16 protein-coding genes and 2 pseudogenes are annotated in these 14,355 nt (G+C 51.7%); 7 read left to right on the forward strand and 11 right to left on the reverse strand.

Features of this window, described 5'->3' with window-relative positions; all coding sequences use genetic code 11:
• Nucleotides 1–36: 36 nt before the first annotated feature.
• Nucleotides 37–444 carry a hypothetical protein gene (locus tag BLU89_RS19650; protein WP_143030631.1) on the reverse strand — a complete coding sequence of 136 codons (408 nt, stop codon included), beginning with the start codon at nt 442–444 and terminating at the stop codon, nt 37–39.
• A 611-nt stretch (nt 445–1,055) separates the two neighbouring features.
• On the opposite strand from BLU89_RS19650, the gene BLU89_RS19655 reads away from it, so the two are divergent.
• From BLU89_RS19655 to tdh, 3 genes and pseudogenes are all read left to right on the forward strand, one after another.
• Nucleotides 1,056–2,048 (forward strand): helix-turn-helix domain-containing protein, encoded by a 993-nt coding sequence (locus BLU89_RS19655; protein ID WP_074739203.1) that lies wholly within the window; start codon nt 1,056–1,058, stop codon nt 2,046–2,048.
• Nucleotides 2,049–2,151: 103 nt separating this feature from the next.
• Nucleotides 2,152–2,909 (forward strand): IS5 family transposase gene (locus BLU89_RS21175; protein ID WP_143030633.1). Its coding sequence is split into 2 segments (ribosomal slippage): nt 2,152–2,476 and nt 2,476–2,909, totalling 759 coding nucleotides; the frame shifts between segments, so codons are not numbered across the junction.
• Nucleotides 2,910–2,922: 13 nt separating this feature from the next.
• Nucleotides 2,923–3,069 (forward strand): annotated as a pseudogene (gene tdh, locus BLU89_RS21820) (L-threonine 3-dehydrogenase); the annotation flags it as partial.
• Between the two features lie 54 nt (nt 3,070–3,123).
• Here tdh and BLU89_RS19670 read toward each other — a convergent pair.
• The 8 genes from BLU89_RS19670 to BLU89_RS19705 all read right to left on the reverse strand — a co-directional run bounded on the left by BLU89_RS19670 (nt 3,124) and on the right by BLU89_RS19705 (nt 11,633).
• Nucleotides 3,124–4,935: an ABC transporter ATP-binding protein gene (locus BLU89_RS19670; RefSeq protein ID WP_083347825.1), complete on the reverse strand. Its 1,812-nt coding sequence runs from the start codon at nt 4,933–4,935 to the stop codon at nt 3,124–3,126.
• Nucleotides 4,932–5,876 (reverse strand): acetamidase/formamidase family protein, encoded by a 945-nt coding sequence (locus tag BLU89_RS19675; RefSeq protein ID WP_074739209.1) that lies wholly within the window; start codon nt 5,874–5,876, stop codon nt 4,932–4,934. The genes BLU89_RS19670 and BLU89_RS19675 overlap by 4 nt, the downstream gene beginning before the upstream one ends.
• Nucleotides 5,876–7,501, reverse strand: coding sequence for an ABC transporter substrate-binding protein (locus BLU89_RS19680; RefSeq protein ID WP_074739211.1), 1,626 nt, complete (start codon nt 7,499–7,501; stop codon nt 5,876–5,878). Before BLU89_RS19680 ends, BLU89_RS19675 begins: the two co-directional genes overlap by 1 nt.
• 44 nt (nt 7,502–7,545) lie before the next feature.
• Nucleotides 7,546–8,466, reverse strand: coding sequence for an ABC transporter permease (locus BLU89_RS19685; protein WP_074739213.1), 921 nt, complete (start codon nt 8,464–8,466; stop codon nt 7,546–7,548).
• Nucleotides 8,466–9,389 carry an ABC transporter permease gene (locus tag BLU89_RS19690; protein WP_425441420.1) on the reverse strand — a complete coding sequence of 308 codons (924 nt, stop codon included), beginning with the start codon at nt 9,387–9,389 and terminating at the stop codon, nt 8,466–8,468. The genes BLU89_RS19685 and BLU89_RS19690 overlap by 1 nt, the downstream gene beginning before the upstream one ends.
• Complete coding sequence (locus BLU89_RS19695; protein ID WP_074739217.1) at nt 9,340–9,948, reverse strand: ANTAR domain-containing response regulator; 609 nt, start codon at nt 9,946–9,948, stop codon at nt 9,340–9,342. Before BLU89_RS19695 ends, BLU89_RS19690 begins: the two co-directional genes overlap by 50 nt.
• Nucleotides 9,945–11,180, reverse strand: coding sequence for a transporter substrate-binding protein (locus BLU89_RS19700; RefSeq protein ID WP_245709805.1), 1,236 nt, complete (start codon nt 11,178–11,180; stop codon nt 9,945–9,947). Before BLU89_RS19700 ends, BLU89_RS19695 begins: the two co-directional genes overlap by 4 nt.
• 210 nt (nt 11,181–11,390) lie before the next feature.
• On the reverse strand, nt 11,391–11,633 hold the full coding sequence (locus BLU89_RS19705; protein WP_143030634.1) for a hypothetical protein: 243 nt from the start codon (nt 11,631–11,633) through the stop codon (nt 11,391–11,393).
• 208 nt (nt 11,634–11,841) lie between these two features.
• Between BLU89_RS19705 and BLU89_RS21410 the strand changes: the two are divergent.
• Nucleotides 11,842–11,973: pseudogene (locus tag BLU89_RS21410) on the forward strand (IS3 family transposase); the annotation flags it as partial.
• 48 nt (nt 11,974–12,021) lie between these two features.
• On the opposite strand, the gene BLU89_RS19720 reads toward BLU89_RS21410, so the two are convergent.
• Entirely contained in the window at nt 12,022–12,939 is a 918-nt protein-coding gene (locus tag BLU89_RS19720; RefSeq protein WP_074739247.1) for an AraC family transcriptional regulator, read from the reverse strand.
• A 162-nt stretch (nt 12,940–13,101) separates the two neighbouring features.
• Between BLU89_RS19720 and BLU89_RS19725 the strand changes: the two genes are divergently transcribed.
• The 3 genes from BLU89_RS19725 to BLU89_RS19735 are packed head-to-tail and all read left to right on the forward strand — an operon-like array spanning nt 13,102 to nt 13,881.
• On the forward strand, nt 13,102–13,392 hold the full coding sequence (locus BLU89_RS19725) for a putative quinol monooxygenase (protein WP_074739225.1): 291 nt from the start codon (nt 13,102–13,104) through the stop codon (nt 13,390–13,392).
• Nucleotides 13,389–13,694: a hypothetical protein gene (locus tag BLU89_RS19730; protein WP_074739227.1), complete on the forward strand. Its 306-nt coding sequence runs from the start codon at nt 13,389–13,391 to the stop codon at nt 13,692–13,694. The genes BLU89_RS19725 and BLU89_RS19730 overlap by 4 nt, the downstream gene beginning before the upstream one ends.
• Nucleotide 13,695: 1 nt before the next feature.
• The gene (locus BLU89_RS19735; RefSeq protein ID WP_074739229.1) at nt 13,696–13,881 is read left to right on the forward strand and encodes a hypothetical protein; all 186 of its coding nucleotides are present in this window, start codon (nt 13,696–13,698) and stop codon (nt 13,879–13,881) included.
• Between the two features lie 87 nt (nt 13,882–13,968).
• Here the strand turns inward: BLU89_RS19735 and BLU89_RS19740 are convergent.
• Nucleotides 13,969–14,355, reverse strand: a 387-nt coding sequence (locus BLU89_RS19740; RefSeq protein ID WP_143030635.1) for a DDE-type integrase/transposase/recombinase, incomplete at its 5' end; no start/stop codon positions are given.

Raw genomic sequence — 14,355 nt, forward strand, 5'->3', positions numbered from 1 at the left:
AGTCAGCGATGCGCACCCCTGTGCATCTCTGATTGCTCACTCTTTGGGCATACACAGAACCACCTGTTCGGCCCCAATCTCGGCCGCGATGCCATACACACCGCTCGGGGTGCCTGCTAAGATCGGCCTGCTACGCTGGCTGCGACTTTGAAGAACGTATCGCGGACCCTTGTCATTGTGGATTTCTAGCGTCCAAAGTGGGCGTATCAGGCTGGCTTTCTTGAAGGGGATTGCAAAAAGCATGGTTCGCTTCCGCTCTTCTTCGAGAAGCGTCTTGGCTGCATCAGTCGATATGTACTTTGTACTTCTGGTTTCATCATGCAGGTCGCCGTAGTCCCGGATCATTGAACCGCTCAAGTTATCGGCTGCTACCGGATCATGTGAGGAACGCCGCGTTGAGAAACTTGCCTTTGCTGCATCTAAGAAAAGAAGATTGTCATTCATTACTCATACACCTCAGTTGCAATTCACATTCTCGGCCCAATCAAGTGAAGATTGTTGGTTCAGTTTATGGAACTATCCTCGACCTCTCAGATCAGATCGAAAATAGAACGGCGCCAAACCGGACCGGCAAAATGCAAACTCCCATTAGTTCCCCGAAACAATGGAAAACCGTGACAGCAATAGATTAGCTCGTCGAAAGCGGGATGCTTGAACAATTCAGTGGATTCACCGAAATCAACGCGCTGAGTCTCAAACCGCGCCCAAAGTCTCATCAAATTGATGGCGAATAAGAACCAAGACCGACTGATTTTTGCTTCTGTTTGCAAAATGCACGAATTGGTTTGATTCGGAAATTGAGGCTGTTTCTTAACAGCACAGATCACACCCGCACAAAATGTGGCAAGATTGTACTAATTAAGTAGCAATTGCCAGATTCATGACAAAATTCAACTTCAACATTTCCACCCCAGCGTGTCACTTCCGACTTTTGCTTCAAATAGGCTCTTTTCGGTGTAGCATGGGGAAGCGAACAGAAAAAAGGTAGGAGGGGACGCACTCACCCCATCCGGATCAGGAAGAGTTACGAGTATGTGCGTTTTCAATTGGGATTCATGAACAGCGATATACAACCCAAGATTGTTTTTCCATCTTTCTTTCGCGCTCAATTCCGAAGCCAGTTTGGCAAGCTTTTGAAAGACGATTTACCAGAGCTTGCGGACCTTCAATCCGAGCTGGTCTTGGATGAGCTTTTATATGCATTTGATGTTGCAGACCGCAAGATAGGTGAACACTGGCCATTGCTGGCGACCAACCTCTGGCATTACGGTACACATCAGCTACTGACAGCTTATCTTGAGACCAGCGTAGACATCGCCACTGCGTTTCGTGATGTCTTATCCAAAGAAACCGCCTATCTTCCTGTGTTCGCCGCCACCTTCGAGCCAGTAGCGGAAGGCTTGGTCTTAAAAGTCCGACCTGCGATCGAAATTACGAACCGGCACTGGGATATTTTCATCACGTTGCTGATTTTGGGGGAAACCGCGTTTTACAAACGGCATCTTCCGGAGGAAGCCAAGTTGATCAGGTACAAAACAAGCCTGCCGAAGCAAGGCTTCTCAGATACGCTTCTAAAAATTGCGGGCACCAAAATCGAATTTGGCTGCCATCCGGAAGAAGCATATACTCTATATCCATACTCACTGGTCGGGCAAAGTGTTGGCTATCGGAACGATCAGTTGAATAAAGTGTTGTTAGAAGAGATTCATCGAACGGCACGGTTGCCCGCTGCTACTGATCAAACCTTACTTAGACTAAGAAAACTCGTTTCTGACAGCTTCCCAAAAATCCATTCGGTTGATCAGGCTGCGGCAATTCTGGGTCTCTCGCGAAGTTCAATGTTGCGACGTCTATCGGAACAAGGGCAAAGCTACCGAAAAGTCGTGCAAGAAGCGCGCATAGAATTTGTTCTCGTCCGACTGTCCAACATGGACTATGGGGAACATATGGAGGAAGAGCTGGGTTTCACATCAATGCGCGCCCTAAGCGCGTTTTGCAGGAAGAACACAGGATACACGCTTAAGAAACTCGCGAAAAAGTCCGATTAGATACCAATCGTGTGAGTTCGCCTCCAGAGGCTGACCCTAGGGTCAGGATGCATTGATTTTCGCTGCGTTGCGTGATTCACGGCTCCCAAAACGGAGCGGTGACATGAGAGACCTTTATTGGCTAACCGACGAACAGATGGCGAAGCTCGCCCCCTTCTTCCCGAAGTCGCACGGCAAGCCTCGGGTTGATGACAAACGAGTGTTGAGCGGGATTATATTCATCAATCGCAATGGGTTGCGCTGGCGAGACGCCCCGGAAGCCTACGGGCCTCACAAAACGCTTTACAGCCGGTGGAAGCGTTGGAGCGAGAAAGGCATCTTCGCGCGGATGATGGCTGGTCTCGCCGCCGAACACGGCGAAAAGAAGACGGTCATGATTGACGCGACCTATCTCAAAGCCCACCGCACCGCGACCAGTATGGCCGCGAAAAAGGGGGGCGTGGCCGCCTGATCGGCAGAACCAAGGGCGGCATGAATACAAAATTGCACGCCATCTGTCATAGCAAAGGGCAGCCTTTGAACCTCTTTGTCACCGCTGGCCAAGTTAGTGATTACATCGGTGCTCGGGCTCTGCTCAGCAGCATACCAAACGTGGACTGGCTGCTCGGTGATCGTGGCTATGATGCCGACTGGTTCCGAGAAGCGTTAAAAGACAGAGGGATACGCGCCTGCATTCCCGGCCGAAAGCAACGCAAGAAACCGGTAAAGTACGACAAGCGCAGATACAAGCGGCGAAACCGCATCGAGATCATGTTTGGCAGGCTCAAGGATTGGAGGCGCGTGGCAACACGCTACGATCGTTGTTCCAAGGTCTTCCTATCAGCCATCGCACTCGCGGCTCTAGTCATCTACTGGTTATGAATCCTGACCCTAGTACAAGATGATTAACATGCTACAAAACGGGTTGGACGTTTCTGGAGTCATTACACATAGATTTTTGATGAAGGATTACGCCGATGGATTTGCCGCGATGAAATCTGGCAAGCCAGGGAAAGTCGTATTGGATTGGCGGCAAGACTAAGCCCATTGCGCGCAATTTTTTGTCTCAGAGGGCAGAACAAGATCCAAACTCTGATTACTTCATAGTGTCCTCCAGCGCAATCAGGTGCCCATCACCCATGTCCACCAGCTCAACATAAGATACCCGTTCAGCGATGGGCTTGACTGGGCTGGGAACATCACCGACAAGACGGGCCAACGATTGGCGCTCTCGACTTGGATCCGGTGTAGGCACCGCGGAAAGCAGCCTTTTGGTATAGCTATGACGTGGTGATCCGAAAATTTGTCGGCGGCTTCCCGTCTCGACAATTTGACCAAGATACATCACGCCAACGCGATCAGAGATGTTTTCAACAACGGCCATGTCATGGGAGATAAACAAGAAAGACACGCCCAATTCAGAAACGAGCTCTTTCAACAGATCCAAAACTTTAGCTTGAACTGTGACATCCAAGGCCGACACGCTTTCATCTGCAATGATAAGCTTGGGATTAAGAGCAAGAGCACGTGCGATGCAGATACGTTGCCGTTGACCGCCGGAGAATTCATGCGGATAACGTTGGATCTGGTCTCGCGCCAGTCCCACACGTTCAAATAAATATTCAACATGTTGGTCTTGCTCTTGTCGTGTCCCCACGCCATGTATCACCAAAGGTTCGCGGACCAGTTCGCCAACCCGCATACGAGGGTCAAGCGACGCCATCGGGTCTTGAAACACCATTTGGATATCGCGGCGGGTCTGATTGGACATCGCACCATATGTCGGACTGATGTCATGTCCGTTGATACGGATACGACCTGAATGATCCACTAGTCCGACCATCGCCTTGGCGATGGTAGATTTGCCGCAACCGCTTTCTCCGACCAGTGAAAAAATCTCGCCTTTGCGAATGTTCAGGCTGACGTTTTCAACGGCATGAACACGATGGGTGACGCGCCCCAAGATTCCGCTACGCACGTCAAAATGTACGACGACATTTTCCAACTCTGCGACCAGTGTGTCTTCGTCAGGCCTGCCCATTCGCGCCTCGCCTGACCCATCACCAAGTTTGGGCACCGCCTCCAAAAGATTTCTTGTATAGACCTTTTGTGGCTTTGCAAAAAGTGACTCTACATGGTTTTCTTCGACGAAATGCCCGCCTTTCATGACCAACACGCGGTCAGCCATTTCAGCCACGACACCCATATCATGAGTGATCAAAATCAGAGCTGTCCCCATTTCAAGTTGGAGGTCCCGAAGTAGATCAAGCACCTCGCGTTGCACAGTAACGTCAAGTGCAGTAGTGGGTTCGTCTGCGATCAGAATGTCAGGCTTCAGGGCAATCGCCATCGCAATCATAACTCGCTGACGCATCCCGCCTGACAATTCATGTGGGAATTGATTTAGCCGCTTCTCCGGCTCAGATAAGCGTACTGACCTTAGCGCTTCCAGGGCGCGCAAGCGCGCTTCTTTCAGTGAGATCGCTTCATGTGCGCAAATCGCCTCGGCAAGTTGCGTACCAATTTTCATTACTGGGTTCAGCGACGTCATCGGCTCTTGAAAAATCATGGCAATCCGATTGCCCCTGATCTGCCTGAACGCATTTTCACCAAGGGTGGTCAGCTCCTGGTCACCAAAATGGATTGACCCGCCGGTCACACGCACTGCTGGCGGCGGGAGCAGCCCCATTATCGCCAATGAGGTCAGGGACTTTCCAGATCCGCTTTCCCCCGCGATAGCAAGGGTTTCGCCACGGTGAAGGTCAAAACTCAACTCGTGAACGAGGGGTTTCAAACCGTTCTCAGTGTTCACGGAAATCGCCAGTTGATCGACCCGCAAAACGGGTTCAGTACCCGAGGGGCAATTGGAGGTAGCGACCTTGAAGGGAGTTGTATTTTCACTATTCATTCGAAGACACACCTTGGAAAATAAAATGACACAATCCAGTTCGGGGCATCAACAATTTCTGAGACCCGAAGGTCACCACATGTCGACACCAACATATAGGCATCCACGGCCGATAGGCTGTGAGATCTACACAGCAAATCCACCATGCCCATCACCGCATCACGTGCTCCGGTCATTAAATCAGGCCCAACACCTGTTGTGACCTCATACCCCTTGGCATCCAGGTGCCGTGTGACGGAGCCCGAGGTGGTGAAGCGAGGCATTTTCAACTGCGCATTTTTCACCAAATCTATGGTCATTACAGCATCCATAGGCGATTCAATGGCGGTTCCGCATACTTCACCGTCGCCCTGTGCTGCATGTGTGTCTCCGACGGACAGCATGGCTCCGGCAACCTCGACGGGCAGGTAAAGTGTTGTACCTGCCGAAAGGTCACGAATGTCCAAGTTGCCCCCAACATTCCTGGGTGGCACAATCGAATGTAGCCCCGGTTCGGCAGGCGCGTTGCCAATGGTTCCGGCAAAGGGTTTTAGGGGAACACGCCCGTGTTTGCCAAACAGGGCAGGCTCCATCGTGTTGGGATCATATTTCCACAACGTCAAAGCAGGGTCGGTGAACTGGTCAGCCAGTAAGCCGAAACCAGGAATGTTTGCAGTCCAGCCAAATCCAGAGGGCTTAAAGCTGTCGATTGTGATTTTCAGCGCATCCCCAGGTTCAGCGCCTTCAACGTAGATTGGCCCGTTCACCGGATTGATCTTACCAAAATCCAGCGTTTCGACGTCTTTCACAGTGCTGTCAGCAGTCAGTTGCCCAGCAGAACTGTCAACACAGCGAAATTCAATCGTTGAACCAGGTGAGACCGTCTCGACTGGGACAAGCGAGTTGTCCCAGCCAAAATGGTGCTGATAATTGTGGATTGTGTAGGAACAAGCGTTACACATCAGTCCGTCACAAACACATAGTCATAGTTGACAGGAATAGAGACCGGATCCACGTAAAGCGCATCTGCACCGCCCATGCGAGCAGATTTCATGGTGTAGCGTTGTTCGTTGAATACTGGCACCCATGGCGCGTCTTCCATGATTTCCATGTAGATTTCGCTCCACATTTCTAACCGCTCATCAGCGCGGCCGGGATCGACAATCGCGTCCGCTTCTGTCGACTTTGCGTCAAGCGCTTCGTTGCAATACCAAGACCAGTTCCAACCGCCTTGAACAGCGCCGGAACAACCAAGGATCGGGCCATAAAAATTGGCCGCATCCGGGAAATCCGCGATCCATGCCATGCCGCCCGACCAGATCATAGGCGCTTGGTCAGCTTCACCTCCGGCAGCGATAACGTTGGCTTGCGCAAGAGATTTAATACCGGCGGTGATCCCGATACTGGCCAAATCCTGCTGGATTGCCTGTGCAATCCGTGGATTTGGATCTGTATTCATGACGTACAGCTCGGTTTCGAACCCATCGGCAAAGCCCGCATCTGCCAGCATCGCTTTGGCTGCTTCCGGGTCAAACGCATACCCAGCGTAGCCGTCTGTATAGCCGGGCATACTTGGCGGCAGAGGCTGTGTTGCTGGAACGGCTCGCCCATTGATGATTTGAATGATCCGCTCTTTGTTGATCGCCATGTTGACGGCGCGCCGGACCACTGCATTATCAAACGGCGGCATTTGCGTGTTCAGGGTAATGTACCCAGTGTGCAATTGCCCGCCTTCGACAACACGATCAGCCTGTGCGGGGTCCGCCATCACTTCCTGAAATTTTGCGGGCGGTATTCCGTCGCCAGGCACATCAACTTCACCGTTTTGCAAACGAAGCAATGCAACAATGGGTTCCTGACCAACCTCAAACGTGATTTGGTCAAGATAGGGGATGCCATCGCGCCAGTAGTCCTGGTTCTTGGCGAAGACCAAGCTCTGACCGATCGTCCAATCACCAAGCGAGAAGGCGCCGGTTCCAACTGGTTTTTTGCCGAAGTCATCTCCGGCCGCCTCAACCGCTTCTTGCGGAACCACAGAAGCAAAGTTCAGCGCCATGACATGCAGGAATGTTGCATCGGGGCGACTCAACTCGATCTGCACTGTGGACGGGTCTATGGCCGTCACACCCTCAAGCGTTTCAGCATCGCCGCTAGCGACCGCGTCATACCCTTTGATGGACCAAAAGAAACCAGCCCCTGGGCTTTGCGTTTTTGGATTTGTCACGCGGTTCAATGAATAGACGACATCTTCTGCCGTCATTTCACGTCCATTGTGGAACTTCACACCCGCGCGCAACTGAAAAGTGAAAACCATACCATCGTCCGAGATAGTGTAGCTTTCCGCAAGTCCCGGTCGCAGGTCCGTTGTACCCGGAACATAATCCATCAACCCATCAAAGAGTGACTTAATCATGGACCAGTTTTGCCAGTCATAGCCTATTGCGGGATCAAGTGTTGCCACATCATCTTTATAGGTAATGACGATATTACCTCCAGGTTTTGCATTGGGGTCCGGCTGATAGCTTTCAGCAGCAGCCGGTAGAGCAATACAAATTGCCATCGCCGTGGTTGCAATCAAATTCTTCATTGTTTCCTCCCATTGAAGACTTCTTTATTGGTGAGTGGTGGTTGTCATCGTGTTCGGATGCGGGGATCGATCAAAAGGCTGATAAGGTCAGCCAGCAGGTTGCCGATTACGATTGCAGTGGCCGAAACCAAAGTCACGCCCATGATGATCGGAATGTCGACACGTTGGATCGCTTGCCATGCAAGTTGGCCAATTCCCGGCCAGCCAAAGACACTTTCAACAACTACGATCCCACCCATGAAAATTCCGATATCGATGCCAATCATTGCAACGATTGGCAGGATCGCATTGGGTAAGGCGTGCCGAAAAATAACGCGAACTCGGGTTAGGCCCTTGGCACGGGCCGTACGTACATAGTCCTGCCGCAGAACTTCGATCATCGAGGATCGCATCATTCGGCTATACCAACCAGAACCAAGAATTCCGAGCGTCATGGACGGCAACACAAGATGTGAAAATGTCCCATAGCCGCCAATTGGGAACCATCCGAGTTGAACCGCAAAGACGTAGAGTAACAGAAGACCAACAACGAACTGAGGCGCCGAAACGCCGATGAAAGAGATGATCATCAGCGATTGGTCTGTGGTGGTACCGCGTCGCAGGGCCGCGATAATTCCCATGCTCAATCCGATCAACAGCTCTGCAAAAATGGCACCCGCCATAAGCAGAAGTGATGCGGGAAGTCGGGATGCGATTAACGTGCTGACTTCAGTCTTCTGCAGGTAGGAGCGCCCCAAGTCACCCTGTACCAAGCCGGTCAGGTAACGCCAGTATTGCGCCCATAAAGGTTGATCAAGACCCAGTTGCTGGCGAATATTTTCTACGGTTTGTGGCGTTGCAGATCGACCTGCGATTTGCCGAACAGGATCCGCAGGCAGCCAGTAAAGCAGCACAAATGTGATTATGGATACACCAAGCAGGATCAGCAGGGACTGAAATAGGCGTTGCAAGACAAAACCGGCCATTAGTCGCGTCCTCTTTGAGTGGGGTCCAAAATTTCGCGCAAAGCATCACCAACAAGGTTGAACGCAAGCGCCAGTGTCACAATTGCAAGGCCGGGGAAGAAGACCAGCCACGGAGCTGCTTGAAAATAGGTTTGATTTTCAAAGATGATATTGCCCCAGCTTGGCGTTGGTGGTTGTACGCCCACTCCCAGAAAGCTAAGCGTTGCTTCGAGCAGAACAGTGGTGGAAATACCAAGTGTGCCCCATACGATGATGGTGGGAACAAGGTGCGGTAGGATATGTTTGAGCAGAATGCGCAAGTGACCCGCACCAAGAGTTCGCTCAGCGGCAATGAACTCACGCTGCGCAAGTGATGCGGTTTCTGCATACAGAACGCGCGCCGTTTGAACCCAGTAAACAATTGCGATCACCAGAGCTACTATCCAAAGCGATGGCTGGAAAATTGCCGCCAGGCAGATCGCAAGCAATAACGCAGGGAACGCCATCATCAAATCAGTCATGCGCATCAACGCACTTCCAATCCAGCCGCGAAAATACCCCGCTGTTACACCGATAATTGTACCAATTAGCAGTGCTAAACCGTTTGCAGCTACGCCGATGATCAACGAGGTTCGTGCGCCGTAAAGTATCCTGGTCAGCAGGTCGCGCCCCAACAGATCAGTACCAAGCACAAACTGCTCACCTGGCGGCATCGGGGCACCTTGAAGTGTCAGTCCGTCGAACATCTGCTCATTTGGGTCAAACGCTGTGAGCCACGGTGCAAAGATCGCGGCACATAGTGTCATTAGAACTAAAAAGAGACCAAATAAGGCGAGCTTTCGACGTGCAAATTGTGCAATCACGCCAGGTTCAATCGTTGTCGGGATATCCGGGTCAGTGCTTACCGAGTTTGCCATGAAGCCCTCCTTGACTTTGAGCTGCAAGAACAATTCTGTGCGCCGCGTCTTCCATTGTTTCACGCCGCGCCATCGCCAACTGCCGCAGTTGCGCATAAGCCTCGTCTTCACTACGACCGGCTGCTGCAAGTAGGGTCACTGCCTGTACTACGGTTTGACGCTGAGACAATCTTCCACGTAAAACACAAATTTCGTCACGCATCTGCTGGCGCACCTCAAAAGCCCGGCGAGCGATCAAGAGTGCACTAAAGACGCCGCCATCGCCCACTGGTTTAAGTATTTGAGCATCGGCCCCTTGCGATAGAGACCATTCAATCCGCCCAGGCGCTTCGGAGCCGATCAAGGCAATCATCGGCATTGGGGCTTCACCTGTGTTCCAGGGAAACTGAGCATCATAGCCCATATCCGCGTCAAAAAAGACGAAATCCGCTGCCAATGCTTTCGGGGGCAATTCAGGCCAACAATCAAAAACGTCCAGACCAATGGGTTTGCACTGTCGGCGCAAGGATTGGACTGTTGCATGTGGACGATGCAATATAGCAACCCGCAGCTTGCTAAGATCAGGGATATGTAGCCGTATCATCATTTGACAATCTGCAATCTTGGAAGGCGGGTATCAGTGCGGCGCTCCGAATGAGATAGATAGGGATCGGCGGGTATGTCTTGCCACTGTTCAAGAACCTGAAAGGCGCCGTCTTTGACCTGAGCGATTAGAACAGGCAAGGCGGTGTGATGTGTTTCAGTGTCAACCATTGTTCTGTACGTGTTGACGCTCAGCAACTTTGAAATGGGCGCAGATTCCGCCCCTGGGTTTGCTTGCAAGAGCTTTGCAAGTTCCATAACCGCGGCCCATGAAGCCGCTTCAAAAGAAGATTCAAAGCTGCGAACCCCGTGACATGGCCATCCCCGCGCACCATGAAAATATGGACCCGCTGAGATAAGCCCCTCTGCCGCAGCGCCAATTTCAACAAATTCACTTTCCGTCAGATTGCACGACAGAACGGGACAGTTATCAGGGGTGAAAAAGCTATCAGTTTTGGCGAGTTCGGCAAAAGCTTTCAAAAACGTGTAAGACGATGCGCCAACCAGCGAATTCAATACAAAGTTCGGTCGGGTCGCCCGAATTTCCTCGATCATATGCCCAATGCTGATGTCGTTCAGCGCAAGGTAGCGTTCGCCGAGAACATCACCGCCAGCTTCGAGAATAATCTCGCGCGCAACGCGATTTACTTCCCAGCCCCAAATGTAGTTGGACCCGGTAAGATATCCACGGTTTCCAAATCGTGGCAGTGCCCAACTAAGAAGAGGAAGTAAATGCTGGTTGGGACAGGCGTGTGTGTAGACGACGTGATCAGAGGCCTCGAACCCTTCGTAAGGTAGGCAGTACCATAGCGTAGCGCCATATCGCTCAAGAAGCGGAATGACATCTTTCCGACTCCAACTGGTGACGCAGCCAATGACATGGGCGACGGATTTCTCTTCAAGGATTTCTTCGCAAAGCGGCGCGTAGAGGTCGACGTTACCCTTGGGATCACGATCGACGGTTTCAAAAACAAAGTCATAGGATTCGTCAGAATTTATGGCGTCGATTGCCAATAGTGCGCCTCGCCTGCTGGCGCTTGACAGGCTACCGTAGCTGCCACTGCGGGAAAACAGAATGCCTAGTTTAATCGTTTTTCGCATTGGCCCTTTTGCTCCTCCCAAAACAAAAAAGCCCCGCATCATAGCCCCGAAATTCAGGACAGATGCAGGGCTTGGATGCCGTCTGACAAAGGTCAGTAGTTGATCTAAGCGTAGTCCAAAATCGCGTTTTGTCAATACATGCCGTGTTCCCGGTCTTTATGGTGGGCTTGAAACAACCAGGATTTTGCACCCTTCCAGATGCGTGCCCGAAACACCTATCAATTTGTAATATTAGACTTTTTTATCCTAGTGCTATGCAAAGAAGTCGCGGACTGCCATTTGACAAACGAACAGCTCATGGGTGGTTTCTGCAGCTTGACTTTCGCGAGTGGCGTGCCCCGAAACTTAATTCGGCGTGTCAAATTCAAAGGCGCCGGCCGTTGGGGCAGGTCCAATGCTCATCGAGGGATTCTCGGCTGAAGCCAGATCAATAAATTCCAGTGCACCAATGCACACGACAACTATCACAGCCTCGGCGTCAAGTCCCTCGTCGCGATACACGGACAGAGCTACCTGTTTAGCGGGTTTATGCACAAACAAGGCATTAGTGACGAAGTCATGCGTCTCGACCTTCAGGAGCCCCGTCATTTCAACGTCCAGTTTGTTGAAGATCGTGCGCCACTCAAATGCCTATTTGCGGCTAAGCTGAAAGCTAGCCTGATCCACAACCAGATCGCTGAAGTCAAAGGTGTGGATCAGGCCGTCTTTGCGATCACCAGCAAATAGCGTGTTGGGTGGTTGAATGCCAGCGCGCCAGCAGAGGTGAGCATCGGTTTCTGGGTGGACGCCGCTTAGTCGAACCGATGATGGCAATGCCTTCCGGACGCTGAACATCCTTGATGAGCACAGCAGGGAGTGCCTGGCGATTGGAGTGAAGCGCAAGCTGATTTCGGTCGACGTGATCGATGCCCTGATGGATCTGTTCATCTGCTGCTTAGGGCAGATGACACGTTCTCGGCATGGTTGCTGTAACCAGCTAAAGCTGCTCCAAACGCAATCGTTTGGGGGTTGTTCCGAACATCGACTTGAACTGGGCTATGAAGTGGGATGTGCTTTCATATCCAATCTCAAAGCCTATTTCGGTGATCGATGCATCGGTTGATAGCACGGCGTCGCGTGCGCGTGTCAGGCGTTGTTCAATCAACCATTTGCTGGGGGCAACGCCAAATTGTCGTTTGAATTCGCGGTTAAAGGCAGACACGGAACGCCCAGATAAATGCGCATAGTCATGTACGCTCAGGTTATGGGCGCAATGTTCCCGCATCAGGTGGCGAATATTGCGTTTTCCGCTATCAGAGCAGTTTTCATGCAGAAATGATCTGAGGCGCATGGGTTCGTCTTCCGCTGCGATTAAAAACAACAATTCCATCAGCTTGGTGTGCAATAACTCGCGTGTCCCGTCGATGGTTTTATAGATGTCGATCATCGAGCGCATGAAACCGTTCAGGCTGTTATGGTGGTCAATTTTATAGGCACCGATACGTGACGTGGGATGTGCAGAATGGCCCGGGCTTTGCCGCTCAAACTCGCGGATCACGGTATCATCAAAGAAGAACAACAGCGCTTCCAGCGGTCCATCCGAACCTGAAAAGTTAGTCACCATAAAGACATCCCGTGGCAGCAAGACCATCTCTCCAGCGCCAACCGTGATCTCTTCCCCAGTAGGGGTAATAAACACCTCTTCGCCTTTGATGATATACCCTAGGCAGGGGCAACTGTTGTAAAACTCCACACCAAAGGCGCTAGACAGGATACGTTTGTGAAAGATCGCTTGTTGCCCGTGTTCCATGACCACCTGTGCATCCACGAAGTCATGTAATCCTTGCGGAATAACTAGGCTGTTGGTTCCATCCGCCCCAAGATCCGACAATGTTTGATGTGTTCTGGATGCCATGCCGCGCTTGCCTCTTTTGGGTTGGATGCCAGTTTCTGCCTTATCGCACCAGACGACAGATTGCCCCAGATCACGCGCGATATCCGGCATTTTTACTACAGTGCGCGTATTTCCAAAAATTGTGTCGACGTAAAAAACACGCACACAACCAAGGAGATCAATGTGAGTATTTGGGTAACATTGGAGCTGGTCGTTCAGGAAAACGCCTATGCGGATTTGCAGCTGTTCCTGGAGGCGAAGCTGCCCGCGGTGCGTGGGTTTGAAGGGGCTTTGTCCGTATCGATCCTGTTTGATGAAGAGACCAACAAGCTGCTGATCCTCGAAGAATGGAAATCACGCGCGCACCATCAGGCCTATATTGCGTCCATCACTGAAAATGGCGTTATGGAACAGCTGTTGTCTTTCATGAACGGCCCGCCCGATGTGCAATATTATGAGCGCGTGGCGATATGAACGCGCTAAAAGGCTCTTTGCCAACCCGTCGGGATGCATTGACCATGATCGCAGCAAGCGCTGCGGTTTCGGTCGCGCCGATGCAGGTGTTGGCACAATCTAAAACCCCAATCGTCGTGACCAAGACCCGGCTTGTGGGACCCTTGTCTGATCAGCTTATGAAAACCATCACCGCGCGTCGCGGGCATCAGGGGTTCTTGTCACAAAAGGTTTTAACGAATGCAGACAGCGTTGTGTTGATCGAGGAGTGGCGCGAACCGACGGCACAGGCCACAGAAACCTATTATCGCAAGGAAGTCTGACATGAACAAAATCCACCTTGGCACTGGGATTGGGGCAGCGGCCCTTGCGGCCCTGCATACGTTTGTTGGCACGCCCGAAGTTGCGGATCCACTTTTGGCCTCAACGCTGGAAGACCGGGCCGAGTACATCAACTTCTTCTGTTGGCACATCGTGACCATTGTGCTGTGGGCCGTCGCTGCGGGCTAACCGAACTCTTCAACGCCTCTTACGGGGTCATGTGGCTTTGTCGCAAAATTTGGCGTAGTGCAAAGCTATCGTTTTGACTGGCCGCTATTATCCAGCGAGCTCTGCAAATTGACGGAATCCGCTTGTTGAACGCCCAAGCTGGCCCTTGCGGATCATGTTGGCGGTCTCGATGCCTGCAAGTGTCGCTGCTGCTGATACGAAGCTTTTGAAGCCGAGCATCGGCCTCGTCAGCCGTTTGATGAACCGGTGATCCTGCTCGATAATGTTGTTTAGGTACTTTGATCTGACAGTGTCAATCTTACTCGGTATCTGCAATCGCTTGAGAATTTTGTTGATCTCTTTGATCCCGGCCGCGTTGCTCCTGCTTTTGTCAATAGTGACCCGTTTTGGGATACCGTTGTGATACAGCGCATTGGCGAAAAATTTCTTGGCCGCCGCGGTATCTCGCTTCGCGGACAGCATGAAATCAAGGGT

This window comes from Ruegeria halocynthiae (assembly GCF_900106805.1).
Taxonomy (GTDB): domain Bacteria; phylum Pseudomonadota; class Alphaproteobacteria; order Rhodobacterales; family Rhodobacteraceae; genus Ruegeria; species Ruegeria halocynthiae.

What these genes read in the sequence shown, in the direction of transcription:
- BLU89_RS19650 (WP_143030631.1), bottom strand. Translation starts at nt 444, where the DNA reads ATGAATGACAATCTTCTTTTCTTAGATGCAGCAAAGGCAAGTTTCTCA.
- BLU89_RS19655 (WP_074739203.1), top strand. Translation starts at nt 1,056, where the DNA reads ATGAACAGCGATATACAACCCAAGATTGTTTTTCCATCTTTCTTTCGC.
- BLU89_RS19670 (WP_083347825.1), bottom strand. Translation starts at nt 4,935, where the DNA reads ATGAATAGTGAAAATACAACTCCCTTCAAGGTCGCTACCTCCAATTGC.
- BLU89_RS19675 (WP_074739209.1), bottom strand. Translation starts at nt 5,876, where the DNA reads ATGTGTAACGCTTGTTCCTACACAATCCACAATTATCAGCACCATTTT.
- BLU89_RS19680 (WP_074739211.1), bottom strand. Translation starts at nt 7,501, where the DNA reads ATGAAGAATTTGATTGCAACCACGGCGATGGCAATTTGTATTGCTCTA.
- BLU89_RS19685 (WP_074739213.1), bottom strand. Translation starts at nt 8,466, where the DNA reads ATGGCCGGTTTTGTCTTGCAACGCCTATTTCAGTCCCTGCTGATCCTG.
- BLU89_RS19695 (WP_074739217.1), bottom strand. Translation starts at nt 9,948, where the DNA reads ATGATGATACGGCTACATATCCCTGATCTTAGCAAGCTGCGGGTTGCT.
- BLU89_RS19705 (WP_143030634.1), bottom strand. Translation starts at nt 11,633, where the DNA reads ATGACGGGGCTCCTGAAGGTCGAGACGCATGACTTCGTCACTAATGCC.
- BLU89_RS19720 (WP_074739247.1), bottom strand. Translation starts at nt 12,939, where the DNA reads ATGGCATCCAGAACACATCAAACATTGTCGGATCTTGGGGCGGATGGA.
- BLU89_RS19730 (WP_074739227.1), top strand. Translation starts at nt 13,389, where the DNA reads ATGAACGCGCTAAAAGGCTCTTTGCCAACCCGTCGGGATGCATTGACC.
- BLU89_RS19735 (WP_074739229.1), top strand. Translation starts at nt 13,696, where the DNA reads ATGAACAAAATCCACCTTGGCACTGGGATTGGGGCAGCGGCCCTTGCG.